The 24,947-nt window shown below is 53.2% G+C and carries 18 protein-coding genes; 8 read left to right on the top strand and 10 right to left on the bottom strand.

Features of this window, described 5'->3' with window-relative positions; genetic code table 11:
* Positions 1-18: 18 nt before the first annotated feature.
* From E7746_RS00165 to E7746_RS00195, 7 genes are all read right to left on the bottom strand, one after another.
* Complete coding sequence (locus E7746_RS00165) at positions 19-1,452, bottom strand: TlpA family protein disulfide reductase (protein WP_136409427.1); 1,434 nt, start codon at positions 1,450-1,452, stop codon at positions 19-21.
* A gap of 163 nt (positions 1,453-1,615) precedes the next feature.
* Positions 1,616-4,792: an efflux RND transporter permease subunit gene (locus tag E7746_RS00170; RefSeq protein ID WP_136409428.1), complete on the bottom strand. Its 3,177-nt coding sequence runs from the start codon at positions 4,790-4,792 to the stop codon at positions 1,616-1,618.
* Between the two features lie 19 nt (positions 4,793-4,811).
* Positions 4,812-5,933, bottom strand: coding sequence for an efflux RND transporter periplasmic adaptor subunit (locus E7746_RS00175; RefSeq protein WP_136409429.1), 1,122 nt, complete (start codon positions 5,931-5,933; stop codon positions 4,812-4,814).
* A gap of 28 nt (positions 5,934-5,961) precedes the next feature.
* Positions 5,962-7,383 carry an efflux transporter outer membrane subunit gene (locus E7746_RS00180; RefSeq protein WP_136409430.1) on the bottom strand — a complete coding sequence of 474 codons (1,422 nt, stop codon included), beginning with the start codon at positions 7,381-7,383 and terminating at the stop codon, positions 5,962-5,964.
* A 132-nt stretch (positions 7,384-7,515) separates the two neighbouring features.
* Positions 7,516-7,806, bottom strand: coding sequence for a DUF721 domain-containing protein (locus E7746_RS00185; protein ID WP_136409431.1), 291 nt, complete (start codon positions 7,804-7,806; stop codon positions 7,516-7,518).
* Positions 7,793-8,908 (bottom strand): DNA replication/repair protein RecF, encoded by a 1,116-nt coding sequence (gene recF, locus E7746_RS00190; protein WP_136409432.1) that lies wholly within the window; start codon positions 8,906-8,908, stop codon positions 7,793-7,795. Before recF ends, E7746_RS00185 begins: the two co-directional genes overlap by 14 nt.
* 95 nt (positions 8,909-9,003) lie before the next feature.
* Positions 9,004-10,218 (bottom strand): alpha/beta hydrolase family protein, encoded by a 1,215-nt coding sequence (locus tag E7746_RS00195; protein WP_238337263.1) that lies wholly within the window; start codon positions 10,216-10,218, stop codon positions 9,004-9,006.
* A gap of 244 nt (positions 10,219-10,462) precedes the next feature.
* Between E7746_RS00195 and E7746_RS00200 the strand changes: the two genes are divergently transcribed.
* Genes E7746_RS00200 through ccsA form a run of 7 tightly spaced genes read left to right on the top strand, consistent with a single transcriptional unit; the run spans position 10,463 to position 19,458 of the window.
* A complete protein-coding gene (locus tag E7746_RS00200; RefSeq protein ID WP_370640281.1) occupies positions 10,463-11,776 on the top strand; it encodes a hypothetical protein in 1,314 nt (437 codons plus the stop codon).
* A 37-nt stretch (positions 11,777-11,813) separates the two neighbouring features.
* Positions 11,814-12,971: an imelysin family protein gene (locus E7746_RS00205; RefSeq protein WP_136409433.1), complete on the top strand. Its 1,158-nt coding sequence runs from the start codon at positions 11,814-11,816 to the stop codon at positions 12,969-12,971.
* Between the two features lie 8 nt (positions 12,972-12,979).
* Complete coding sequence (locus E7746_RS00210; RefSeq protein ID WP_136409434.1) at positions 12,980-14,416, top strand: di-heme oxidoredictase family protein; 1,437 nt, start codon at positions 12,980-12,982, stop codon at positions 14,414-14,416.
* Between the two features lie 31 nt (positions 14,417-14,447).
* The gene (locus E7746_RS00215; RefSeq protein ID WP_136409435.1) at positions 14,448-15,662 is read left to right on the top strand and encodes a porin; all 1,215 of its coding nucleotides are present in this window, start codon (positions 14,448-14,450) and stop codon (positions 15,660-15,662) included.
* A 56-nt stretch (positions 15,663-15,718) separates the two neighbouring features.
* Entirely contained in the window at positions 15,719-16,378 is a 660-nt protein-coding gene (locus tag E7746_RS00220; RefSeq protein WP_136409436.1) for a hypothetical protein, read from the top strand.
* 43 nt (positions 16,379-16,421) lie between these two features.
* The gene (locus tag E7746_RS00225; protein WP_136411265.1) at positions 16,422-17,561 is read left to right on the top strand and encodes a Rid family hydrolase; all 1,140 of its coding nucleotides are present in this window, start codon (positions 16,422-16,424) and stop codon (positions 17,559-17,561) included.
* Positions 17,548-19,458 (top strand): cytochrome c biogenesis protein CcsA, encoded by a 1,911-nt coding sequence (gene ccsA, locus E7746_RS00230; RefSeq protein WP_136409437.1) that lies wholly within the window; start codon positions 17,548-17,550, stop codon positions 19,456-19,458. The genes E7746_RS00225 and ccsA overlap by 14 nt, the downstream gene beginning before the upstream one ends.
* Positions 19,459-19,463: 5 nt before the next feature.
* Here the strand turns inward: ccsA and E7746_RS00235 are convergent, their stop codons facing one another.
* From E7746_RS00235 to E7746_RS00250, 3 genes are all read right to left on the bottom strand, one after another.
* Positions 19,464-19,811 (bottom strand): tetratricopeptide repeat protein, encoded by a 348-nt coding sequence (locus E7746_RS00235; protein ID WP_136409438.1) that lies wholly within the window; start codon positions 19,809-19,811, stop codon positions 19,464-19,466.
* Positions 19,812-19,880: 69 nt separating this feature from the next.
* The gene (locus E7746_RS00245) at positions 19,881-20,684 is read right to left on the bottom strand and encodes a toll/interleukin-1 receptor domain-containing protein (protein ID WP_136409439.1); all 804 of its coding nucleotides are present in this window, start codon (positions 20,682-20,684) and stop codon (positions 19,881-19,883) included.
* Between the two features lie 213 nt (positions 20,685-20,897).
* Positions 20,898-21,641, bottom strand: coding sequence for a porin family protein (locus E7746_RS00250; RefSeq protein WP_136409440.1), 744 nt, complete (start codon positions 21,639-21,641; stop codon positions 20,898-20,900).
* A gap of 234 nt (positions 21,642-21,875) precedes the next feature.
* On the opposite strand from E7746_RS00250, the gene E7746_RS00255 reads away from it, so the two are divergent.
* Positions 21,876-24,794, top strand: a complete 2,919-nt coding sequence (locus tag E7746_RS00255; RefSeq protein WP_136409441.1) for a M16 family metallopeptidase — start codon at positions 21,876-21,878, stop codon at positions 24,792-24,794.
* The last annotated feature ends 153 nt before the right edge of the window (positions 24,795-24,947 follow it).

Genomic DNA, 24,947 nt, shown 5'->3' on the forward strand with positions numbered 1-24,947 from the left:
CATTTGATATTTTGGTGATTAGAGGAGGGTGTCGAGGGTGGTGGGGATGTTGTTCTGCTTTTTGAGGAGGACTGTCGAGGGGCGGTCGGTGTTCCATTCGACTATCTTTCCGTCGGGGCCTACGAGAATGTAGGTGGGGTAGCCGATGGTGCTATAGATGGGCGCCGACTCATTGTGCATGATTACAGTGTTGACATCGTTGAGGTTGTAGCGCGTGATCATGTTTTTCCATCGCTGATTGTCGGGATTGCCGCAGCACACAGTCACTACCTGAAGATTGTCGGCCTTGTCGCCAAGCGCTTTCTTGAATTCATCCATTTGTCGGAACTCTTCAAGGCAGGGGCCGCATCCGATCGACCAGAAGTCGAGCAGCACCGGCTTGCCCTTGAAGCTGTCGAGCGACAATTCACGACCCTCGCTGTCGATAAGCTTCATGGGCGGCAGGTCGCTTCCCGTGCTTGTGAGCTTGTAGGTTTCGACAGCTTCCGACAACAGGCTCCTTAGCCACGGGGTGGTTATGCCCTCGATCGTCTTGTCGGCAAACGGACGGATTTTTTCATAGGGGTCAAATACCATGCAGTTGCAGAGCTGATAGGCGTTGACAACATCGGCAGTGAGCGAGTCGGGCGAGATGCCTCTTGATGCCCGGATTATGTTGTAGTAGTCATCGTTGGATAACAGGGAGTCATTGTTGACATTTAAAGTAGCATTGAAGGTTACATATCGTGATGCAAAATCGCGTGTCTTGGGATACTTCATATCGTCGCCGGTGATGCATTTATAGGGCTCGGATGATTTCAGGGCTGCCTGACCTGCGGTGATGCGTGGCAGCAAGTCGGGCCGTCCGGCGATAAAACCGACGACGCCGAAGTAAGCGTCATGTGCAAAGTAGTTGTGATTGGCCAACATTCCTGACGAAGCCTCGAAATCATCTATCAGCTTGTTGTAGTCGTTGATGTAGTCGTTGATGCTGTCGACGAGCGCCGATTTGGCCGAATCGGTTAATGCGTAGTAGGATGCGACATTAATGTCGAGAAACCGCTTGCGCATGTTTTTGTGGCATAGCAGCGCAAATTCAAGGTCGCGGTTGAAGTCCTTGTCGTTGCTTGAAAGAGTGAGCTTGCCGTCATGACAGTTTACTGTCACCGTTTTATCGGGCATCAAAGGTATTGACACGGCATCGTTGTTGACATACAGGTAGGCTTCCTGCAGGGGGCCTTCGATGTCGATCGTGCTTTGGAAGTTGCCGTCGTTGTCGATGGTAATCTCCTTGGAATAGTTGTCAAGGTATCCGGTTACGGCCATTTCAAACAGATTGCCGAATGACGGGTCGACATTTCCGTTTATTACGAAACTTCCTTTTTCGCCTAATGAGGAGATGTTGTCGCCGGCATGCAATCCCAAGGCAGCCGTGAGCATAAGCAATGATGCGATAATGTGATTGGTGTTCATAAATCAGCTGATGTGAAAACAGATACAAATTCCGATACGCAAAAGTAGCAAAAATTATCCAATGCCGATTGATTGCAACAAGATTTTATGAATTGGTGAAAATCAGGGAGGCTGTGTCGAAAGTGCGGCACAGCCTCCCATTGAAATATGAAGAATGAAGGGTTTAAATCGAACCTTTCGGGATGTCGTCGGACGACTGTGCGGGCACATCGTCCACACCCTTGAAGAATTTGCTCAGCACCTTCTCCTGGAACGTTTGCATCATGTCCCAGAAATTGGGGACAAAGAGGGTTCCGAGGATTGCATTGAGCAACATTCCGAATACTACGGCCGTACCAAGCGAAACGCGGCTTTCGGCTCCCGCACCCGTGGCAAACATCATGGGCATTACGCCCAAGATGAAGGCTATCGCTGTCATCATGATGGGTCGGAAACGTATCACACCGGCATCGAGTGCCGCCTGCTTTATCGTCACTCCGCTCCTGCGGAAATAGGTGGCATACTCCACGATGAGGATCGCGTTCTTGGCCGACAGGCCGAGCAACAGGATAAGTCCTATCTGAGTGTAGATGCTTATGCTCTGGCTCATGAACATACATCCGAGCACGGTTCCCAGGATGGCTATAGGCATCGACAGCACTACCGCTATAGGGTCGGTCCAGCTCTCATACTGGGCTGCGAGCACGAGCAGTGTAAGGATGATGGCAAAGAGGAACACGGCCGTCACCGTGGTGCCCGACTGGGTTTCCTGATAGGCTTCGCCGGTCCATGCGTAGGAGTAGTTGTTGCCGAGAGTCTTCTTGACAAGCTGCTCCATGGCCTTGATGCCGTCGCTCGAGCTGACGCCGTGGGCCACATTGGCCGTTATCGCCGCCGTGGCATACATGTTGTAGCGCGATGCCGTGGGCTGTCCCATCACCGACTCTATTGTCGTGAACGAGGCAAAGGGCACCATCTCGCCGCCCGAGTTGCGCACGCTCAGCTTCATCACATCCTCGATGTTGCCTCGGGCGCTGTCGTCGCCTTTAAGCGTCACCTGATATACGCGGCCAAACTCCACGAAGTCGTTGACATAGCTGCCGCCCATGTAGTAGGCGAGCGTCGAGAATACATCGCTCATCGTGAGCCCCTGGAGCTTTACGCGGTCACGGTCGATGTTGAGGCGGTACTGCGGCACTTCGCCCTGATACATCGTAGTGATAGAGCTGATGCGGGGCTCATCCTTGGCCGCTTCCTGAATGCTTGCTATAGCCTTCATCATCTCGGCTGCGCCCAGGTTGTTTATGTCGAGAAGCTGCATCTCAAGACCCGACGACATACCCAGTCCGGGAATCGTGGGCGGATTTACCGAGAACACTATCGCCTCCTGATAGCTGTCGGCGATGTTGCGCACGCTGTCGATCATCGCAAACACGCTTTGGCTCTTGGACTTGCGCTCCTTCCACGGCTTCAGCACAACGACGAGCGAACCCATGTTGGACGACGCGCCACCGCCGAGGAACGAGAATCCCGATATCGCCATGACATCCGACACTTCGGGCAATCGGCGGCGTATCTCGTCGGAGAGGCTGTTGACCACCTTCTCGGTACGTTCGAGCGAAGCTCCCTGCGGCAGCTGGATCGACGACATGAAGTAGCCCTGGTCCTCCTGCGGGATGTAGGATGTAGGCCATTTCAGGAATGCAATGATTCCTATCACGGCTATTATGACAAATGCAAGTATGGCGAGCTTGGCATGGTTGAGCGCATGGCCCACCACTCGCTTGTAGAATGCCTCGACGGCGTTATATCCCTTGTTGAATACCTTGTAGATGACATTCTTGGTGTTCTTGTTGCGTGGCGTGAGGAAGAGGGCGCAAAGAGCCGGGGTGAGCGTGAGCGCGTTGAATCCCGAGAATGCCGTCGACACGGCTATGGTGAGCGCAAATTGCTTGTAGAGCTGTCCCGTGATTCCGCTTACGAAGGCCGTAGGGATGAATACCGAGAGCAGCACGAGCACCTCGCCGATCACCGGGCCGGTCAGCTCGTTCATCGCCTTCTCGGCCGACTGTCGCCTTGAAAGCTTGCCTTCATCGACAAGACGCGAGCAGTCCTCGACCACGACTATCGCATCGTCGACCACAATCGCAATGGCGAGCACGAGGCCGAAGAGCGTAAGCGTGTTTATGGTGAATCCCATGAGCTTCATGACTGCGAATGTGGCGATGAGTGACACCGGAATGGTGAGCATGGGTATTATCACCGCGCGCCAGTTCTGAAGGAATATGAGAATCACAATCATCACGATGAGTGTAGTTTCGACGAATGTCACTGCAACCTCCTCGATTGAGGCTGTGACAAACTGCGATGTATCCTCGATCACCGAGTACTTCACGCCCGGCGGGAAGTATTGGCTGAGCCTGTCAAGCTCCTTCTTGGCGGCCTTCGACACATCGAGCGCGTTGGCACCGGGGAGCTGTTTGATTCCGAGCAGTGCGGCCTCCTTGCCCGATACAAGAGTCGTAGCCGCGTAGCTGATGCTTCCGAGGTCGACACGTGCCACATCGCGCAGACGCAGCAGTCCGTCGCCGTCGGAGCGTATTATGATGTTGCCGAACTCCTCGGGGCTCTGCAGTCGGCCCTGGGAAACGAGCGTGAACTGGAACGCATCGGCTCCGGCCGTCGGGGCTGCGCCCACATCACCTGCCGACACCTCCATGTTCTGTGACTGGATTGCCGAAAGCACATCGCCCGGAGTGAGTCCGCGGGCACGCATCAGTTCGGGATCGAGCCATACACGCATGCTGTAGTTGCCTCCGCCGAAAGCCTGAACGCCACCCACGCCCTTGACGCGCGAGAGCTCGTTGACAAGGTTGATGTTGGCGTAGTTGGTGAGGTAGAGAGCGTCATACTTACCGGTGCTGTCGCCTTCGAGGGCGCAGAACAGCACGATGTTGGTCGACTCCTTGTTGACCGTTATGCCCTGCTGCTTCACTGCGGCCGGCAGTGTAGGCTCGGCCTGGTTCAGTCGGTTCTGCACGTCGATAGCGGCCTGGTCGATGTCGGTACCCTGCTCAAATGTCACGGTCAGCGAGTAGCTGCCGTCGGAACCGGAGTTGGAGCTCATGTAGAGCATGTTTTCCACTCCGTTGATCTGTTCCTCGATAGGAACGCCGATTGTGCGAGCCACGGTTTCGGCATTGGCTCCCGGATAGGAGGCCATCACGCTTACCGTGGGCGGCGTTATGTCGGGGTACTGCGCCACCGGGAGCGATGACACAGTGAGCAATCCCGCCAGCACCATTAGAACGGCAAGCACCGTGGCGAAAATCGGTCGGTCTATGAAAAATTTTGAAAACATGACGGTTGAGGCATTACGTTTACTTTATCACCGGGTTGACCGGCATACCGTTGCGCACCTTCAGCAGTGCCGATGTCACGTAGCGCGACTGCGGCGTGATGCCTTCGGTGACCACTCGCAGGGTGTCGTTGTAGAGATCGCCCACCTTGATAGGCGTATAGATCACCTTGTCGGAGTCGTTGACCACATAAAGGTACTTGCCGAGCTGATCGGTGCCTATCGAAGCGTCCCTCACGAGTATGGCCTTGGGGTCGGTGTCGTAGGGCAGGTGTACCGTCACATACATTCCGTCGCGGAGTTCGCCGTAGGGATTGTCGACCTGCGCCTTCAACTCGAGAGTACCTGTGCTCTTGTCGATTGTGGGGGCGGTGTAGAAGAGGTCGGCGGTATAGGAGTGGGGAAGCGTGTCGGTGAATGTCAGCGGCACGTGACGATAGGAGGACTCGTCACTGGTTCCGCGTGAGTTGAGCATGCGCTGATACTGTGTGTCCTCAATCTGGAATATTATCACGACCTTTGAATCGTCATATATCTGTGCGAGGGTGAACGGAGCGCCTTCACCGCTTATGAACGACCCCGGGTCGACTGTCGATGTGGTTATGTGTCCTGTTATCGGGGCTCTTACGGTGCAGTAGCCGAGATTGGTCTGAGCCGTGCTCAATGAAGCCTGTGCCTGCTTGATAGCCGCTTCGGCCTGCTCCATCGAACTTTGGGCGTGTATCACATCCATCTGCGACACGGCATCGCTTTCGAGCGCCTTCTTCATGGCCGCGTACTGATTGGAAGCGTATTCATATTCGCTCTTAGCCGTTTGCAGTGCGGCTGATGCCTGCTGCACGGCGTCGCGATATTTGGTGGGCTCGATCGTGAAGAGTACCTGTCCTTTCTTGACGAGCGAACCGCCGTCGTAGGTTCTTGTAAGCAGAGTTCCGTTGACGCGTCCCACCACGGCGGCCGATGCGTTGGCCGAGATGTATCCGGGATAGGTCTTGTAGATTGTTATTGAATCGGTTACGGGCATCGCTACTTCGACGGCCATTTCACCGCCTTCCTGATGAGCCGGGCTCTTGTGGCTGCATGCGGCGAGAGTAATCATTGCCAGTCCCGGCAATGTTAAGCGCAGGAGAGTCGATTGTTTCATTGCTATAGGGTGTTTGTTTTTTTATAATTCAAAGTTGTGTTATGTCCCATCCGCCGCCGAGCGCCTGATAGAGGGCCACGAGCGAGGTGAGAGCCTTGCCTTGTGCCGCCACAAGCGAGTTCTGGTTTTCGAGCAGGCTCATCTGTGCGTCGACCACGTTGCTGAAAGCCGAGAGGTCGCTCTTGTAGAGGTCGACCGACAGCTCAAGCGACTTGCGGCTCTGCTCGATCACCTTTTTCAGCATCTCGATGTTGTCGAGAGTGGCAAGATAGGTCGACATGGCGTTGTCGACCTCCTCGACGGCGGTCATCACGGTGAGATTGTAGTTGTCCATCTCGATTTCCATCGAGGCACGTGCCGAGGCCATGTTGTAGTTGCGTGCGAGTCCGTCGAATATGGTCCACGACAGGGTGGGGGCTATAGCGTAGGTGAAGCTGTCGTTTTTGAACATGTCGCCTATCCGGTGGGCCGAAGTGCCTATCGAGCCGTTGAGCGTGAGCGTAGGCAGAAACTCTTTCTTGGCGATTCCGAGCTGAGCGGCCGATGCTGCGAGCTGATACTCGGCCTCGACAATGTCGGGGCGTCGGCGCAGCAGCTCCATCGGAATTCCGGCGGTGACGATGTGGTGGTAGGATGGCAAGGGGGCAGTTGCCGACAGTCGTTCGTTCAAGGCTTCGGGGTATTCGCCGAGCAGCAGTGCGAGAGCGTTGATGGTGGTGTGAATCGACGATTTCAGCTGCGGAAGCGTAGCCTGGGTCGAGTAGAACACAATCCTGGCCTGTGTCACATCGAGCATGGAGCAGAGTCCCGCTTCATGCCGCGCCTCGGTCATCTTCAATATCTTTTCCTGCGAGGCTATGTGCTCCTGAGCCACAAGCAGTTCGGCCTGCCACATGCGCAGCGTTATGTAGGTCTTGGCTATGTTGCTGCACAGTGAGGTCATCACGGCGGCATATTCGGCTCGGGTGGCGTTGTAGGATGCTTTGGCACCCTTGGCTTTTGTGGCTATTCGTCCGAATATGTCTATCTCCCAGCTCATGTCTATGCCGAGCGAAAAGTAGTCGACCGTGCTTGCGCGTGTCATCACGCTGCCGAGCGCACCCGAGTTGCGTGACTTGGTCCAGCCTCCGCTCAGATTGAATGTCGGGAAGTAGCCGGCACGTATCGAGTTGAGCGACTGGCGTGCCACCTCGATGCGCCGGGCGGCCATGAGTATGTTGTAGTTGTTGTTTTCGCCTGCTGTGATGAGCGAGTCGAGCACGGGATCCTCAAAGTAACTCCACCATCGGTCGTCGGATGGCAGCTCCTGACTGAAGTTCTCGTTATAAGTCCACTGCTCGGGAAGTGAATCATTAAGTACCCTGAGCGGCTTGAAGTCGTCGGCATTCATCGCCGACGGAGCAAGCAACAGGCCTGTAATCAGGTAAAATGAAATCGATTTGATACGCATATTCGGAAAGACTCAGTTGTTATTCCGAGTGCCTTCGATTAGTTGGGAGGCACTCTTAGTAATAACTTTCGGTGTGTGCAATCCGTTTACGTATCTACATTAGATTTAAGTTATTTTAAGTCAATGGCTGTGTCAATGTAGTTCGATGGAGGTTATTACATCGGCTCCAACAGCCTCGTTGAGCAGCTGCACGAGCCGGCTGCGGTGATAGGACAGCTCGTTTTTCAGCGAGGCCGAGCTGATGTAAACGTGCATCACGCCACGGTCGACATAGCGGCGTGTGGTGTATCGGTTGATGCCGGGACCCACGACCTCCTGCCACAGATAGGCGGCGCGTTGTTCGCGGAATCGGGTTTCAAGTCCGTCGTTGCGCAACGCCTCGTTTATGATGTCGTTGAGTAGTTTGGGTTCAGTGCGTTTCATGATTGTTAATCGGTTCAACGGTTCCGTGACTTACGAGCCACAGCTTGTAGTCGCCCGTGGTGCGTGACATTATGTCGTCGAGATGGGTGCGGTTGGTGTCGGTTATGAATATCTGTCCGAAGTCGCTTTGCGTCACAAGTTCCATTATGCGCTCCACCCTTGTTGCATCGAGCTTGTCGAAAATGTCGTCGAGCAGCAGCAGCGGCATCATTCCGCACGAGCTTCTCAGAAATTCATATTGCGCGAGGCGCAGTGCAAGCGAGTAGGTTTTGCACTGACCCTGCGAGCCTGCGCGACGCATGGGCATGTCGTCGATCAGCATTTCGATGTCGTCGCGGTGAGGCCCCACCGAGGTGTGTCCCACAATTTCGTCATGACGGCGTGCGCTGTCGAGGAGCGATGTCATTGATGTCCCCGGCGATGAGAGCGTGCTTATGTATCGGAGTGTCACGTTCTCGCCCTCGCCGGCTATGGCGTGGTAGAAGGTGTTGAATATCTCGGTCAGGGTTTCGACCCATCGTGAACGTGCGTTGTGCAGGTAGGTTGCGGCCATGTCCATTTGCAGCTCGACGGCCATGTAAAGATTGTGATCGACCGAGTGGTCGCGCAACAGGCGGTTGCGCTGCTCGAGTGCGCGGTTGTAGCGGAGCAGGTTGTCGAGATATACAGGGTCGCTCTGTGAAATCACCATGTCCATGAGTCGACGGCGTTCGTCGCCGGCACCTCTTATGAGGTCGATGTCGATAGGAGCCGCTATTACGAGCGGAAACGCTCCTATGTGACTTGACAGCCGGTCATACTCTTTGCCTCCGCGCTTCAGCGACTTGCGCTTGCCTCGCGACATACCCAGCACAAGTTCCTCTTCGGCTCCCCGGCGCAGATAGTTGCCTTTGAGTATGGCAAAGTCCTCGCCTCGCCGCATGACCATGGAGTCGGTCATCCCGGTGAAGCTTTTGCAGAAGCTGAGGTAGTAGACGGCGTCGAGCAGGTTGCTCTTGCCCATGCCGTTGTTGCCGAGGAAGCAGTTGACCTTGGGTGAAAACTCCAGCCGTGCCTCCTCGAAATTCTTGAAATTGGTGATTGAAAGATGTCTTAATATCATAGTCAGTACAAACTTACACAAAAATCCCCGAAATCTTGCGATTCGGGGATTGTAAAATTTTGCTGACTTAGAGTTTTGCGGTGGTTGTTAGGCTGTTATTTCTCGGCCCAGGGCATCCATTTCATGTAGTCGACCTCGCTGAACATGTCGGCGCGGGTGATGTTGGTGTCGATTTCGGGCTTGTCGAGCAGGAATCGGTCGACAAATGCCTCAACCTCTGGATACTGGCTCTCGGGAAGCTGGCAGTGGCCGTGGTTGCCTTCGATTGAGAATCCCATGCGCTCCTCGATGCCGAATGTGCGCCACACTTCGCGCGCTGCACGGCTTGACACATAGTTTGACTCGTCGGCGAGCCACTCGAAATCGGTGTTTCCAAGCACGAGCAAGGCTCGGGGTGCTATGAGCGCAGCCACCTGGTGGTGGTCGATGGGGAGTCGCGACACATTCTCTTCGGCAAACTGTGCCATGCTTTCAAGGAACCATGAGTAGTTGGTGCGTCCGAGTGTTTCCACGTTGCCGAGAGTTTCCGACACTCTCCAGGCGTCGACTCCGCCGCCTCCGGGCTCCTGTGCTATTGTGAGGGCTATGCGCTCGTCAAGCGCTCCTGAGAATAACGCCATCTTTCCGGCAAACGAGCATCCGGTTATGCCAAGGTGTTTCAAGTCGATGCGCGATTGCTCGCCCACGATCTCAAGTCCGTCGATAATTCGGCTCACACCCCAGGGCCATGCGCTGTAGGCTCCTATTTGTATCATGTCGGGGTATATGCGGTTGATGGGCTCGGTGCCGCGTTTCTGGGTGTGCGACATCACCTGCGTGAAGTTGAATGCTATACCGGCAATGTTGCGGCTCTCGAATATCTGCGGAGGCAGCGATCCGTAGGGGAATCCCACGCCTATCATGGCCGGGAAGGGCCCGTCGCCTTCGGGATATTTTATAGTGGCCGAGAGGTTGAGGGTTTCGCCTCCGTTGTGCACGGTCACGCGCAGGGTATCATTGTCCATGAATGCCTCGATGCTGTCGCGGCTCACTACCGGCTTTTCGCCTATTTCGTAGTGGTAGAGCTGCTGGATTATTTCGGAGCGGTGGCGCGCCCAGTCATCGAATCGGGTTGAGCGTCCGCTACCGTCGGCCCATGCAAACGGGTCGGGCAGGGTGGCTATTTCGGGAAGCTGCTGCAGTCCCGGCATCTCGATTGCGGGATAGTTGTCGGCAGTGTTCTCGCGGTCGTAGACTGTCGGTATTTCCTTGGGTTGGCATGACGCGAGCATAATCGCAATCAGCGGCAGGGAGAGGGTTGATAATTTCATCGGCTTAAAATTAGGTTAATTAAGTTATGACTTCAATCAGTAAAAAAGGTTTAACGGGCGCTTGTGTAAAAGTTGCGGGGCAGGGTGGTGTAGATGAATCGCGGTGAAATCAGATGCGTGAAATCGAGGAGGTTAATCACATTTAGTTAGAATGATTCTAAATAACGGGTGAATTTCATCATTTTTGAGTATTTAGCGGGTTAGAGGGTAAAACTAATTTTGCATAAACAAAAATTAACCAAAAATGAGTATGTACATAGTGCGAAATTCACTCTTGGCCCTGACCGTTGCAGCAGGTTGCGCATCGGGTTATGCGCAGGATTCAACCGCAGTCGACAGTTACGACAAGTTCCGCTTTGGCGGTTACGGTGAAATTGTGGCATCGTTCAAGGATTATGGTATAAACCGCTTTCAGAAGGATGGCGCGACACGCGAAAACCGCAATACGATATCGATTCCGCGATTTGTCCTTGCGCTTGACTACAAATTCAATCCCAAGTGGGTACTTGGCGCTGAAATCGAGTTTGAATCGGGCGGCACCGGCTCGGCTTATGAAATTGAGAACACCGAAAACGGTGAGTATGAAACCGAGATAGAGAAGGGCGGCGAGGTGGCTCTTGAGCAGTTTCATATAACGCGCGTCATATCCCGCGGGCTGAATGTGCGTGTAGGACATCAGATAGTGCCTGTGGGGCTTACCAATGCCCACCATGAGCCTATCAACTTCTTCGGCACCGAGCGCCCCGAGGGTGAAACAACACTCCTGCCTTCGACATGGCATGAAACGGGATTGTCGCTGTTTGGCTCGTTGGGGCGTGGCTACGGCCGATTGGACTATGAGGTTATGGCTGTGGCCGCACTTAATGCCAACGGCTTTGACCGCAATGAGTGGATCGCCGGCGGTAAGCAGGGATTCTTTGAAAACGACAATTTCACATCGCCGGGCTATGTCGTGCGCATTGATTACCGGGGTGTGCCCGGATTGCGCACCGGAGTTTCGGCCTACTACTGCCGAAACACGGGAGCCAACTCCGACAAGTCGCAGACCTATAAGAGCTACGGGCGTATTCCGCTCACGCTGGTGTCGTGGGATGCACAGTACCGCAACCGCTATGTCACGGCACGGGCCAACGTGCTTTACGGCCATCTCGGAAACAGTGCGGCCGTAAACGATGTCAACGGTAAGCTATCCAACGCATCGCCCTATAGCCGGCTCACGCCTGTAGCCAAGAATGCACTCGCCTACAGTGCCGAAGTCGGAGTCAATTTAGCCTCTGTTTCGGGCATCAGGCAGTGTCCTGTCATCTATCCTTTTGTGCAGTATGAGTATTACAATCCCCAGCAGAGGGTGGAGCAGCCCCGCACCCCCGACAAGCGTCTTGAAGTGAGCAAGTGGAGTGCCGGATTAAACTGGTTTGCATTGCCGGGCCTCGTCGTGAAGGCCGACTATACGACACGCCGGATAGGGACTTCGCGTGTGTTTGGTCGCGGAGAGTACAACAGCGAGAATGAATTTTCAATCGGAATCGCCTACATAGGGTGGTTCATAAGCCGATAGTAACTACAATAATCAATAACAAAAACAATAACCCAAGATGAAGAGAACATCAATCACAACGGCCTTTGCCGTAGCCCTGACACTGGGCCTTACATCATGCGGAAGCGACAATCAGCCCGACAATCCCGGCGATGACACAGTCAATGCCAAGGATATAGACTACACTTCGGCCAACTCCAAGAGCTGGCACAATTACATGATCAATGTAGCCCTCCTGCTTAGCGATGACGCTCAAAGCCTTTGCGACGCATGGACGGTGAGCTATAATGGGGACGAACCTTTTGCGGCGACATTCAAGAATCACTCCAAAGGAGCCTATCAGAGCGCGTTGAATTGCCTGGAGCAGATTGTCGACGGTTGTGCCGACATAGCCAATGAGGTGGGTACCGCTAAAATCGGCGACCCTTACAATCTCTACATGGCCGGACGCACCGAGGAGGCGTTATATGCCGTGGAGTCGTGGTACAGCTGGCACTCGCGTGACGACTACACCAACAATATCCGCTCAATACGCAACTCCTACTACGGCTCGCTTGACGGAACGGTGAACACGCACTCGATGTCGGCACTCATAGCCGAGGCCGATCCCGACTTCGATGCACGCTTGAAGGCCGCGATACAAAAGGCGGCCGACGACATACAGGCCATACCTCAGCCCTTCCGCAATCACATAAACAGCTCTGAGGCCAATGTCGCGATGGAGTCATGTGCCTCACTCGAAGCGTTACTTAGCAACGACCTGAAGCGTGCGCTTAACTCCATGTCGGGCAATGACGAGATGCTTGACGCAATCGTGGAGAGTTATGTCGACGAAGTGGTTGTGCCTACCTACCGTAACCTTGTGTCATGTAACAATGCATTGCGTGACGCAGTGAATCGACTTGCCCGAAATCCGTCGGATGCCGCATTTGAGTCGGCTTGTGACGCATGGCTTGAAGCGCGTGAGCCGTGGGAGAAGAGCGAGGCATTCCTGTTCGGCCCCGTGGACCAACTCGGCCTTGACCCCAACATGGACAGCTGGCCTCTCGACCAGAATGCAATAGTGCAGAACCTGAACACCGGCAGCTTCGACAACCTTGACTGGAGCGACGGCGACAGTGACGATGTGATAGAGGCAGCTCAGAACCTGCGCGGATTTCACACTCTTGAGTTTCTGCTCTTCAAGGACGGACAACCGCGCCGAATCAAGGAGTGACACCTGACATGAACCGACTGTTTATAATAAAGAGTATATCGGCACTCGTCGTTGCGCTGGCCCTCATGTCGTGTGACGACGAGGGGCTCGATGTGCTCGACATCGAGGTTCCCGAAGGCTATGCTCTCTCGGCGGGCACCTCTACCATATTCATGAACTCGTCAAAAGCCTACGACAGCGAGGCCGAGTGGGTGACCGGAGCATTGGCGAGCCGCTTCACGCGAGGCGACAGGCTCTACGACGACATGCGCACGAGCAGCAACGACTATGGAGGCGGCCTTGGCCCTGTCTATGCCGGATATTCGTGCGGAAGCTGCCATGGCAATGCCGGACGCACCAAGCCGGCACTGTGGAGCGACGGCGGTTCGGGCCCTTACGGATTCTCGGCGATGCTCGTCTATGTCACGCGCAAAAACGGAGCGTTTTTCAAGGATTACGGGCGCGTGATTCACGATCAGGCAATATACGGAGTCAGTGCCGAGGGCAAGCTGAAGGTTGAGTGGCGTTACGAATCGGGAAGTTTTCCCGACGGTGAAACCTATGAACTCGCTTGTCCCTCCTACACGATTACCGACTGGTATGCCGACGAGATAGACCCTGACGACCTGTTTTGCACGGTGCGCATTCCACTGCGTCACGTGGGGATGGGACAGATTATGTCGCTCGATCCCGTCGAGATAGAGGCGCTTGCCTCACGCAGCAACTATCCCGAATACGGCATAAGCGGCCGATGCAACTACGTGACCGAGCGAGGGGTGTTGTCGTTGGGCGTGTCGGGCAACAAGGCCCAGCATGCCGACCTCACGGTGGAGCTTGGATTTTCAAGCGACATGGGTGTCACCAACAGCCGATACCCCGAAGAGATATGTGAAGGGCAGATTCAGATTAACCAAGGGTCGATGATGGGGCTACTCTATGACAAGCTTGACGTGTCGACCGAGGATATGGAGAATGTCGACCTCTACATGCAGTCGCTTGGCGTGCCGGCCAGGCGCAATGTCAATGATCCCGAGGTGAAGATGGGGGAGCGCATGTTCTATGAGGCCAAGTGTCATTTGTGTCACGTGACTACGCTGCACACGAGGCCTCGCGGGTCGGTGCTGCTCAACGGAACACAGCTGCCGTGGCTCGGCAACCAGACGATACATCCCTACTCCGACTTCCTGCTTCACGACATGGGCTCGGAGATAATGGGAGTGGGACTTAATGACAACTATGTGTCGGGCCTTGCCCGTGGCAATGAGTGGCGCACAACCCCGTTGTGGGGAATCGGGCTTCAGGAGAAGGTGAACGGACACACCTGCTTCCTGCACGACGGCCGTGCGCGCAACTTCGTTGAGGCAATAATGTGGCACGGCGGTGAAGGCGAAGCGTCACGTAATCTTTTCAAGGCGATGACTAAAGAGCGGCGCGACGCGCTTGTGAAGTTTCTGGAATCGCTTTAGATGTCACTGACAATCAATTAAATGCAAGTATATGAAAAAGATTTTTGCGATAATGTCGATTATGCTGATGCTGCACGCGACGGCATCGGCGCAATATGACGCCGATACTGAAAACGGGGTCGTGTCACTTGCCGGTCGCGACGGCTTTACATGGAGCAGCAACAGCGGCGACTTTGTGTTCAAGCCCTATCTGCTTGTGCAGACCTCGGCCAATTACAACTACTATGACGACGAGGGGCTTGATGCCGCCTACAATCAGGACAATGTGGCCAACAGCGGATTTGCAATACCCTATGCCGTACTTGGATTTACCGGCAAGGCTTTCGGAATAGTCACCTACAACCTGTCGATAAATGCAGCGGCAAGCGGGGGCAACCTGCTTCAACAGGCATGGGCCGATGTGAAGCTTCGCGATGAGGTGGCGGTGCGTGTGGGTAAATTCAAGACCCCCTTTTCACATGCGATTCTCACGACTCTGGGCGAAACGCTGATGCCTTCGCTGCCGTCATCGCTCACTACACCGGTCATAATGCCACACTCGCTGAACGCGGTAGCTCCTAAGATAGGTACGGGATTTGATCTCGGAGTCGAGGTTCACGGCATGATACGCGACCGATGGGGCTATCAGGCCGGAATATTCAACGGCACGGGGTCGGCCATCAACAGCGCCACCAAGACATTCAGCGACGACTGGCACATACCGTCGCTGCTCTATGCCTGCCGCTTCACTTTCCAGCCAAAAGGCGTTATGCCTGCGACACAGGGCAATCCGCGTCAGCTCGATCTCGACAGGATGCTCATAGGCGTGTCGGCGTCGCTCAATGTCGAGAGTGAAAACGAAAGCACCAACGACTTTCGTGCAGGGGCCGAGTTTGCCTGGCTTAAAGGACGAATGTATATCGGTGCCGAGCTTTACTACATGCGTGTGGGCTTCACCAAGCGACAGAAGATTCATGACTCCTACAGCTACACGGGAGGTTACATCCAGGGAGGTTACTTCATCACCGACAGGCTGCAGGGTGCGTTGCGTTACGACCTCATGGACCGTAACGGGCTCGACCGCGGAGGCTTGCTGAACATGCCTGCGGCGGGAATAAATTATTTTTTCAAGGGGTGCAATCTGAAGCTGCAGGCCATGTATCAGTACATGGGTCGTGTGGGTCATGACAGCCAGCTCGACCGTGACAATGACAACCTTGGACTGGCCATGCACTCGGGTACAGTGATGATTCAATATACATTCTGATGATGAATCGAGCTATTTTTACTATTTTTGTAACTGTAGTCGGATTTTTGATGTTTTTGGCATCATGTGATGACGGACCGGTTTACGGCAGCGCCGAGCTGAAGCCCGAAAACGGACTCGTGCTGAAGCTTACCGGAGAGCTTTCGGGAACCGGCCGGTGGAACGCGGGAGGCTACAGCCTTGTCGTGGCCGGGTTTGACGACAGCGATTACGCCGTTATCACGAAATCGGTGCCTCAGTCGGCCGACGGAGCCGCTGTAACGGTGGTTATGTCGGGCATAGGGGAGAGCGTTACATCGCTTGAGCTGTGTGTCATCAATCGTCTTCGCCGCCGTGTGGTGACATTTGCCTCGGTGTCGACAATATCGGACGATGACACGGTGAGATTGCCGGTAGGACGCATGGATGTCAGCGTCTACAGCGCACTGCAGGCCGGAGTGTTTGACGCCTCGTGTGTACAGTGTCACGGTGGCAGCAACCATGCAGCGGCCGGGCTCTACCTCACCGGCGGCCGCAGCCGCGAGTCGCTTGTCGACATCCCTTCGACTGTTGTCGGAGATGCCGTGCGTGTATTACCAGGCAATGCCGATGAAAGCATCCTCTACGGGGTTGTGTCAACCGACATGACTTGCGGATGGAGCTTCGATCACTCGGCTTTGCTCGATGTAACATCGGTCGAATTCATTAAAAACTGGATTAACAATGGAGCAGAATAACATAACAAAATACAGTCACGTTACAATAGAGAATAACAACGCAATGGAGTACAGTCATGTCACACTCGGCAGCGGAAGCGTTGATGTGACGCTTGCCGCATTCAAGCCTGCGGAGGGTGTTGCCGAGTATCACGCCATGTTCCGATGCCTGATTCCGGGCACAACCTTCAGCGAGCAGCTTGACGGCGTGCTTCAAGCTTACGACGAGCTGTCGGCTACGCTCGGCCGTGATGTGCGTCCGGTGTTCAAGCGTTACTTCCTGAGCGATGCCGCCAATCAGGCGTGTGAGATACCGGCCGAGAGCGAATGTGCCGTTTCGGTAATCGAGCAGTCGCCACTTGACGGCACAAAGATTGCACTTTGGGTGTACTTCCAGGATGATGTGACGGTGAAAAACCTGTATAACGGACTTTTTGAGGTGACGCACGGTGATTACCGTCACTTCTGGCAGGGAAACGCCTGTGCGCCCGACCTTCAGTCGGAGGTGGCCACACGCGCATTGTTGTGCGATTACGCCCTGAGGCTTGAGGACGAGGGCTGCACACTGGCCCGCAACTGCATGCGCACGTGGTTTTTTGTCCAGAATGTCGATGTGAACTATTCAGGTGTCGTGAAGGGGCGCAATGAGGTGTTTGCAACCAACGAGCTAACCCGTGACACACACTTCATAGCAAGTACCGGAATATGTGGACGACATGCCGACCCACGTGTGACGGTGACGATGGACACTTATGCCGTCGACGGATTGCGTGACGGTCAGCACGGCTATCTCTACGCTCCCGACTATATCAATCCCACCTATGAATACGGTGTGTCGTTTGAACGTGGCGCCTACATCGACTACGGCGACCGCCGTCATGTGCTCGTTTCGGGTACGGCCAGCATCAACAATGAAGGCAAAATCATGTATCCGGGCGACATAAGGCGTCAGACAATGAGAATGTGGGACAATGTTCACGCTCTTCTTGACGAGGCCGGTTGCTCGTGGGGAAATGTTGGCTACATCATCGTCTATCTTCGCGACCTGTCGGACTATGCCGTGGTCAATTCGATGTTCCGTGAACGTTTCCCCGACATTCCGCATGTGATAGTTCTTGCTCCGGTGTGCCGTCCCGGCTGGCTTGTCGAGATGGAGTGTATGGCGGTCAAGCCATGTCACAATGAGTGTTATGCGCGTTTTTAAGCGTGTCGCGATAACGGTCTACATCGTTACGACGGCGGTGTTGGCCGTCACCACATTCATGTCGCCGTCGGTCTACTCGTCGGTGTGGTTTGTCACGTTGCTTGCATTGTGGGGCGTTACGCTCGTCGCGGGCATGGTGATGACCGGCATGTGGCACCGGTTGCCGTCGTTTCTGTTGCACTCGTCGTTTGTGCTGATGCTTGCGGGCGGGCTGGTGACCTACGTTTCAGGCGAGAAGGGTTACGTGACAATGTCGCCGGGCGATGAGGTGTCGTCGTTTAATCTTGAATCGGGAGGAGTGTCGCAGCTGTCTGTGACATTGCGGCTCGACAGCTTCCATGTGGAATATTATCCCGGCGGCGTGGCTCCGAAGGATTATGTCAGCTTCATCCGTGTCGACGGCGAGCCTTGCCGCATATCGATGAACAATATACTTGAACGTGACGGTTATCGTTTCTACCAGTCGTCCTACGATGGACGGGGCGGCACACTGCTTACTGTGAACCATGATCCGTGGGGCACGGGCATAAGCTATGCCGGATACATGTTGCTTGCCGTGGGCGGCTTGATGCTGATGTTGTGGCATAAAGGGCGGTTCATGACATTGTTGCGCGGATTGAGCGTTGTCGCGATGCTGTTGTTGTGCTACAATGTGGCCGATGCCTCCTCGATAAAGGGAATTACCCGCGAGCAGGGCGATTCGCTTGCGTCACGGCAGGTCATCTACAATGGCAGGGTGGCTCCATTCAACACTCTTGCGCGTGACTTCGTGACGAAGCTGTCGGGCAGCGCATCCTATAGGGGGCTGTCGGTCGAGCAGGTCGTAGCCTCATGGCTGTTATATCCCGAGGAGTGGCAACACCAGCCCATAATATCGATAGAGAGCGACGAATTGTGTAGCAGGCTCGGCATCGAGGGTGGCATGGCGCGAATGACCGACCTCTTTGACGATGAGGGTCGTTACAGGCTGGAGGCGATGTATAAAGGCACCGACCGCGGACTTGACCGTGACATACTTGAAGTGGACGAAAAGGTGGGGCTGGTGCTGATGCTTACCTCCGATGAGCTGATAGTGCCGCGTGGCGATGATGTGGCTCCGTTGTCACGGGCCAAGGTCGCGGTGGAGATTGCGTATAACCGATTGCCGCTTGAACGGATTTTCTTCATGTTCACACTGTCGATGGCCGTGATTGCTTTTTTAGCGTTTGCCATGAAGTGGCGTTGTCGCAGGCTGCTTGTCGCGGCACTCTATGTTTCGCTGTCGCTTCAGGCGTTGAATTACGCCATGCGATGGTATGTGTCGGGCTCGATTCCGCTTGCCGACGGTTACGAAACCATGCAGTTCCTGTCGTTGGCAGTTCTTGTGCTGACCTGTGTTATTTACCGGCGAAATGAGTTTGCATTGCCGTCGGGCATGCTGCTTGCCGGTTTTGCCGGACTTGTGGCGTGGCTCGGCGAGTCGAATCCGACGATAACGCCGCTGTTGCCTGTGCTGTCGTCGCCTTGGCTGAGCCTGCACGTGACATTGGTGATGATAGCCTATGCGCTGCTTTCGTTCACGATGCTCAACGGCATTGTGGCTCTCGCTATGAAGCGTGAGCGTGAGCGGCTGATGGCGATGAGTACGGTGCTGCTCTATCCGGGAGTGGTGCTGCTCGGCATCGGAATATTCGCCGGTGCAGTGTGGGCCAATGTGTCATGGGGGCGATATTGGGGATGGGACCCGAAGGAAACATGGGCATTGATTACATTCTTGGTCTATGCGGTGCCGCTTCACACTTCGATTGCCAAGTTGCGCACTCCGCTCAACTTCCATATCTACCTGATTCTGGCATTCCTGACCGTGATAATGACCTACTTCGGCGTCAACCTCCTGCCCTCGCTGCACGCGTATTAAGCTGACTATTGCTTTTTTAATTCCTTTAGTTTGTCGGTCGCTTGCTCATACCCTTGATCGGCGGCTTTAGTGTACCATTTTATTGCAGTATCGATATCTTGCTTAACCCCTAATCCATATTGATACATGTATCCGAGATTATATTGTGCAGAGCTGTAATTCTGCATTGCCGATTGTCGGAACCACCAAATCGCAGTGGAATAGTCTTGCTTGACTCCGAACCCTTTAAAATACATGAATCCTATATTGTTTTTTGCTGAGCAACAGTTTTGTAGGGATGCTTTGCGGAACCATTCTAATGCTTTGTTATAATCCTTTGTTATTCCGATGCCTTTTAAGCATCTATATCCCATTTCATCCTGGGCTTTGTAGTATCCTTTTGATGCTGCCTGTTCATACCAATGTGTAGCCGTATTCTCATTTTAAAAAACTCCTAATCCTTTTTCATATATAAGGCCTAAATTGTAGGCCGATAGAAAATGTCCTTGTTTAGCTGCTTTTAAAAAGAGATTAAATGCAGCCTTGTCATCCTGAGGAACTATATCTCCGCTTTGATAGAACTTAGCCATGCGAAACAGGGCTTTGTCATAGTTTTGGTCAGCTGATTTCCTAAACCATTTCAGTGCTTTTGATAAATCTTTTTTTACTCCATAACCGTCGGCATATATTACTGCAAGGCAGTATTGTGATTTCGCATCGTTTTGGTTGGCCGCAACTTCAAGTAATGGCAATGCTTCTACGAAACGACGACTATTGTACAGTTCTATTCCTGACTCTATTGTTTTGGTTTCAGGCTTGTTGACTTTCTTCTCTTTTGGAGGATTTTGGTCCTTTAGCAGCGATAATAGATCGTTGATTAGTATTGTGTCAATTGGATGTTCGTTTATATTACGCCACGTTATGTTGGAGAATACAAGCCGCATAGCCGGCGGTAATTTAGAGTCGTCAATAATATATGGAAGGATTGTGTTTTTAGGCTTTTCGTTGAATGCGAATGTTATTTCGCTTTTTGTAAACTTGGATTCATAAGAGTTGTTGCTTGCAAGGAACAGGAAAAGTTTGCAGTCGATTATTGCATTAGCTAATATCTCCGGAAATTCCATGGCTCCGCCAATACCTTGCCAATCTATAAAATAGGATATTTTTGCACGGTCAAGGGCTTTGCATATACGATTGGCTGTTTCAGAATCTTTTCGACTGTAACTTATGAATATGTCTTTGCCCATGGATTAATTTACGATTTAAAAATTCAGTTTGTACAAATTTAGTAAAAATCATTAATATTGAGGTATTAGGGTGAGATATTTACTGATTTATTATGTATAAGGTCCGGTTTCCTGTAGGCCGGGCGAGAGTTCGGGATTTGTGGATAACGGAAAAAGCCCTTCGGAGTGTGAAGGGCTTTTTCGTGGATATGCAGCTAAAAGATGTGCTGTTGTTTAGAAGTTGTAGCCGAGGGTGAATGTCCATGCTTTGTTGTGACCGTCGGGGTGTTTCTCGGTTTGAGGCAGCTCGCGCAAAACGTTGCGGCAGCTGAAGTGGTAGTGCGCACCGATGTAGTAGTGCTGCATGACGAGAACACCGAGTCCCATCTTCAGTCCCCAGTCGTAGGTCTGCACCATTCCTTTGTCGCCGAAGCAGTCGCTCTTGAAGTCGCGACCTATTACCTGCGGAGCTGTAGGCTCGGTGTCGGATGTGCCGTAGACGGTGTATTTGTTGGCGCCGCCGAATCCCCATGCAAAGTAGGGACCGAAGTCGATCTGTACCTGAGCGAGCTCGGCCACACCCAGTCGCAATGATGCGAGGATGGGTATTCTGATATAATTGCCGGTAAGCTGGCCGTCGATAGCCTTCAGCACATTGTCGGAATTGACAAGATAGTGATAGGTGCTTTTACGGGTGTCCAAGAATATTCCGGGCTGAATCGAGAAGAAATTGCGCAGATTTATGTCGACAACCATTCCGGCTGAGAAGCCGCCTTTCCATTGGTTGTGGTTCCACTTGATGTCTTGAAATGCGTCATCATAGTTGGTGGTGAGGTTGGAGGTGTTGAAGCCCGCTCTCACACCTACCTGAAACAGCTTGGCGGGTACACCGTAGTCGATGAGGGTCTGGGCTTGCGATGATACTGATATTCCTATAAGCAGAAGCGCTGCAAATAGACGGGAAATGGTTTTAGTCATAATATTGGAAGTATAATTTAATAATTGATAGTGTAAAATTACTTAATAAGATTGAATAATACAATATCGCGGGCTGATAAATATACAAATAGACAAACAATACGGATAACATGGATAATTGCCGCAAATTCGTAGAAATTTGACACACAAATTGATTTTCCTCAGCTGAAAGGTTGACAATTGAACAATTAGAGTTATTTTTGCAAAAATTTATCACAAATCATAATTATTATTATGAAATCAATCATCAATTACATTCTCGCGATTGTGATGCTGTCGATGACGGCGTTTTCAATCCATGCAGCGAAGTATGAGTACAGGACTGTACCCAACGACCCGCTGAAAGCCAAACTCTACACACTACCCAACGGTCTTAAGATTTACATGACCGTAAACAAGGATCAGCCGCGTATACAAACGTATATAGCAGTGCGCGTGGGTGGAAAGAACGACCCCGCCGAAACCACCGGACTTGCTCACTACTTCGAGCATCTGATGTTTAAAGGCACTCAGAATTTCGGAACATCGGATTACAAGGCCGAGGAGCCTCTACTCGATGAGATAGAGCGACTCTTTGAGGTGTACCGCAAGACTACCGACGAGGCCGAGCGTGCCGCGCTCTATCACCGCATCGACAGCGTGAGCTACGAGGCTTCCAAGATAGCTATTCCCAATGAGTATGACAAGCTTATGGCCGCCATCGGTGCATCGGGAACCAACGCATTCACCTCCTACGATGTAACCTGCTACACCGAGGACATCCCCTCTAATCAAATCGAGAACTGGGCGCGCATCCAGGCCGACCGCTTCGAGCATCCGGTGCTGCGCGGATTCCACACCGAGCTTGAAACAATCTATGAGGAGAAGAACCGCTCTCTTACCAGCGACTCCCGCAAGGCTTACGAGAAGATGCTCTCGCTGCTCTTCCCCAACCATCCCTACGGAACTCAGACAGTGCTCGGAACTCAGGAGCATCTTAAGAATCCCTCGATCACCAATGTCAAGAACTATCACTCGCAGTGGTATGTGCCCAACAACATGGCAATATGCGTGAGCGGTGATTTCGACCCCGACAACATGGTCGACATCATCACCAAGTACTTCGGCAACCTGAAGCCCAATCCCAATCTGCCCGTGTTGAAGTTCAAGGAGGAGGCACCCATCACGACTCCCATCAAGGGCGATGTTATGGGTAACGAATCGGAAATGCTGTTTATCGGATGGCCTTTCCCCGGAGCCGGAAGCCGTGAGGTTGAGGTGCTCGACATTCTCAGTTCTATATTGAGCAACCAGGGCGATGCCGGATTGATCGACATTGACATAAACCAGCAGCATAAGGCGCTTGCCGCCGGTGCCGGAATGTACAACATGGCCGACCGCACCGCATTCATGCTCATCGGCGCTCCCAAGGAGGGCCAGACACTTGACGAGGTGCGCGACCTGCTTCTCGCCGAAATCGACAAGCTGCGCAAGGGCGAATTTGACGAAAGCCTTATCGAAGCTACGATCAACAACTATAAGCGCAATGTTCAGAGCAGCATCGAGAGCAATGACAATCGTGTGAGCATGTTCCTCGACTCATTTGTCAACGGTACGGACTGGGCCGACGATGTAGCGTCGATCGACCGTCAGTCAAAGCTCACCAAGAAGGATATCGTGGACTTTGCCAACAAGTATCTCGGCGACAACAACTATGCCATCGTCTACAAGCGTCAGGGCAAGGACACCACCGAGCTTAAGATGTCGAAGCCCGCGCTCACTCCCATCGTGATGAACCGTGAGATGTCGAGCGACTTCCTCAAGGAGATTCAGTCGAGCAATGTGAAGCCCATCGAGCCGGTGTTCCTCGACTACAACAAGGACCTCACTATCTTCAATACAAAGAAGAGCAACATTCCGGTGCTTTACAAGAAGAATGAAACCAACGGATTGTTTGACCTCACCTATGTGTTTGAAATGGGTAACCGTCACAACCGTCTGTTGGGTACTGCCGCTCAGTATCTCGACCTGCTCGGCACCAAGGACATGACCGCCGAACAGATAAAGAATGAGCTCTACCGACTCGGATGCACTTTCTATATCAGCCCCAACACCGACCGCCTCTATGTGCGCATCAACGGACTTAGCGAGAACATGCCCCAGGCCGTGGCTCTTGTCGAGAAGCTGATGAACGAGGCTGTTGTCGACACCGAGGCTTATAACGGACTCGTGAGCCGCATATTGAAGTCACGCGACAACAACAAGAGCAGCGAAAGCGCCAACCAGCGTGCGCTGCAGTCCTACATGATCTATGGTGATGCCGCCAAGAAGCTCAATCTCACCAACGATGAACTTCTCAATCTCGACCCGGCCAAGCTCACCGAGGCTATACGCGACCTCAATTCCTACAAGCACCGCATAATCTACTACGGCCCCTACAGCGAAACCGAACTGACATCGCTCGTTGACCGCGAACACAAGACTCCGGCTGCGTTGAAGGATGTTCCCAATGTTCCCCGCCTTAAGATGAGAGAAACCACCGAGCCTATCATCTATGTGGCTCCCTACGACTCCAAGCAGCTGAAGATGATGCAGTACTCCAACAACGGCGAGAAGTACAATCCGTCGATTGAGCCTGTAGTAACCCTCTACAACGAGTATTTCGGAGGCAGCATGAACTCGATCGTGTTCCAGGAGATGCGCGAGAGCCGCAGTCTTGCCTACTCGGCAGGCGCTTACTTGTCGTCGCCCTCTTATCTCGACCAGCCCTACGTTTATATAACCTCTATAGGTACACAGAATGACAAGCTCTTCGACGCTATAAACGCATTTGACGAGATTATCAACAACATGCCGCAGAGTGCACCCGCATTCGCGCTTGCCAAGGAGGGTCTTGACGCCCGCTTGCGCACCGAACGCGAAATCAAGGACATGGTTGCATGGTCCTACATAAACGCTCAGGACCTTGGCGAAACAACCGATGTGCGCCGCCGCATATTTGAGGCTCTTCCCTCACTCACACTTGAGAATCTCACCGATTTCCAGAAAGCCGACATAGCAGGACGCACCTACAACTACTGCATCCTCGCCAATATCGACGACATCGACCTTGACGCTCTCGGCAAGCTTGGCAAGGTGGTTGTCCTCACGACCGATGACATATTCGGTTATTGATAATACTGTCAGTTGACTGAAACGTGTTGCATAAAGTCGCCGGTTTCCCGGGTTTCGGGAATCCGGCGACCTCTTTTTGTAAGGAGTGGCCGACGGTTGCCCGGAGGGTGGAACCGATACTGAATTATTGTGGCGAAATGTTTGTAAAGTTTA

The sequence above is a fragment of the Muribaculum gordoncarteri genome, from assembly GCF_004803695.1.
GTDB lineage: Bacteria > Bacteroidota > Bacteroidia > Bacteroidales > Muribaculaceae > Muribaculum > Muribaculum gordoncarteri.

Excerpts from the sequence above, each read along its gene's own strand:
- E7746_RS00165 (WP_136409427.1), bottom strand. The coding sequence starts at position 1,452 with ATGAACACCAATCACATTATCGCATCATTGCTTATGCTCACGGCTGCC.
- E7746_RS00170 (WP_136409428.1), bottom strand. The coding sequence starts at position 4,792 with ATGTTTTCAAAATTTTTCATAGACCGACCGATTTTCGCCACGGTGCTT.
- E7746_RS00175 (WP_136409429.1), bottom strand. The coding sequence starts at position 5,933 with ATGAAACAATCGACTCTCCTGCGCTTAACATTGCCGGGACTGGCAATG.
- E7746_RS00180 (WP_136409430.1), bottom strand. The coding sequence starts at position 7,383 with ATGCGTATCAAATCGATTTCATTTTACCTGATTACAGGCCTGTTGCTT.
- E7746_RS00185 (WP_136409431.1), bottom strand. The coding sequence starts at position 7,806 with ATGAAACGCACTGAACCCAAACTACTCAACGACATCATAAACGAGGCG.
- recF (WP_136409432.1), bottom strand. The coding sequence starts at position 8,908 with ATGATATTAAGACATCTTTCAATCACCAATTTCAAGAATTTCGAGGAG.
- E7746_RS00195 (WP_238337263.1), bottom strand. The coding sequence starts at position 10,218 with ATGAAATTATCAACCCTCTCCCTGCCGCTGATTGCGATTATGCTCGCG.
- E7746_RS00200 (WP_370640281.1), top strand. The coding sequence starts at position 10,463 with ATGAGTATGTACATAGTGCGAAATTCACTCTTGGCCCTGACCGTTGCA.
- E7746_RS00205 (WP_136409433.1), top strand. The coding sequence starts at position 11,814 with ATGAAGAGAACATCAATCACAACGGCCTTTGCCGTAGCCCTGACACTG.
- E7746_RS00210 (WP_136409434.1), top strand. The coding sequence starts at position 12,980 with ATGAACCGACTGTTTATAATAAAGAGTATATCGGCACTCGTCGTTGCG.
- E7746_RS00215 (WP_136409435.1), top strand. The coding sequence starts at position 14,448 with ATGAAAAAGATTTTTGCGATAATGTCGATTATGCTGATGCTGCACGCG.
- E7746_RS00225 (WP_136411265.1), top strand. The coding sequence starts at position 16,422 with ATGGAGTACAGTCATGTCACACTCGGCAGCGGAAGCGTTGATGTGACG.
- ccsA (WP_136409437.1), top strand. The coding sequence starts at position 17,548 with ATGCGCGTTTTTAAGCGTGTCGCGATAACGGTCTACATCGTTACGACG.
- E7746_RS00235 (WP_136409438.1), bottom strand. The coding sequence starts at position 19,811 with ATGGGATATAGATGCTTAAAAGGCATCGGAATAACAAAGGATTATAAC.
- E7746_RS00245 (WP_136409439.1), bottom strand. The coding sequence starts at position 20,684 with ATGGGCAAAGACATATTCATAAGTTACAGTCGAAAAGATTCTGAAACA.
- E7746_RS00250 (WP_136409440.1), bottom strand. The coding sequence starts at position 21,641 with ATGACTAAAACCATTTCCCGTCTATTTGCAGCGCTTCTGCTTATAGGA.
- E7746_RS00255 (WP_136409441.1), top strand. The coding sequence starts at position 21,876 with ATGAAATCAATCATCAATTACATTCTCGCGATTGTGATGCTGTCGATG.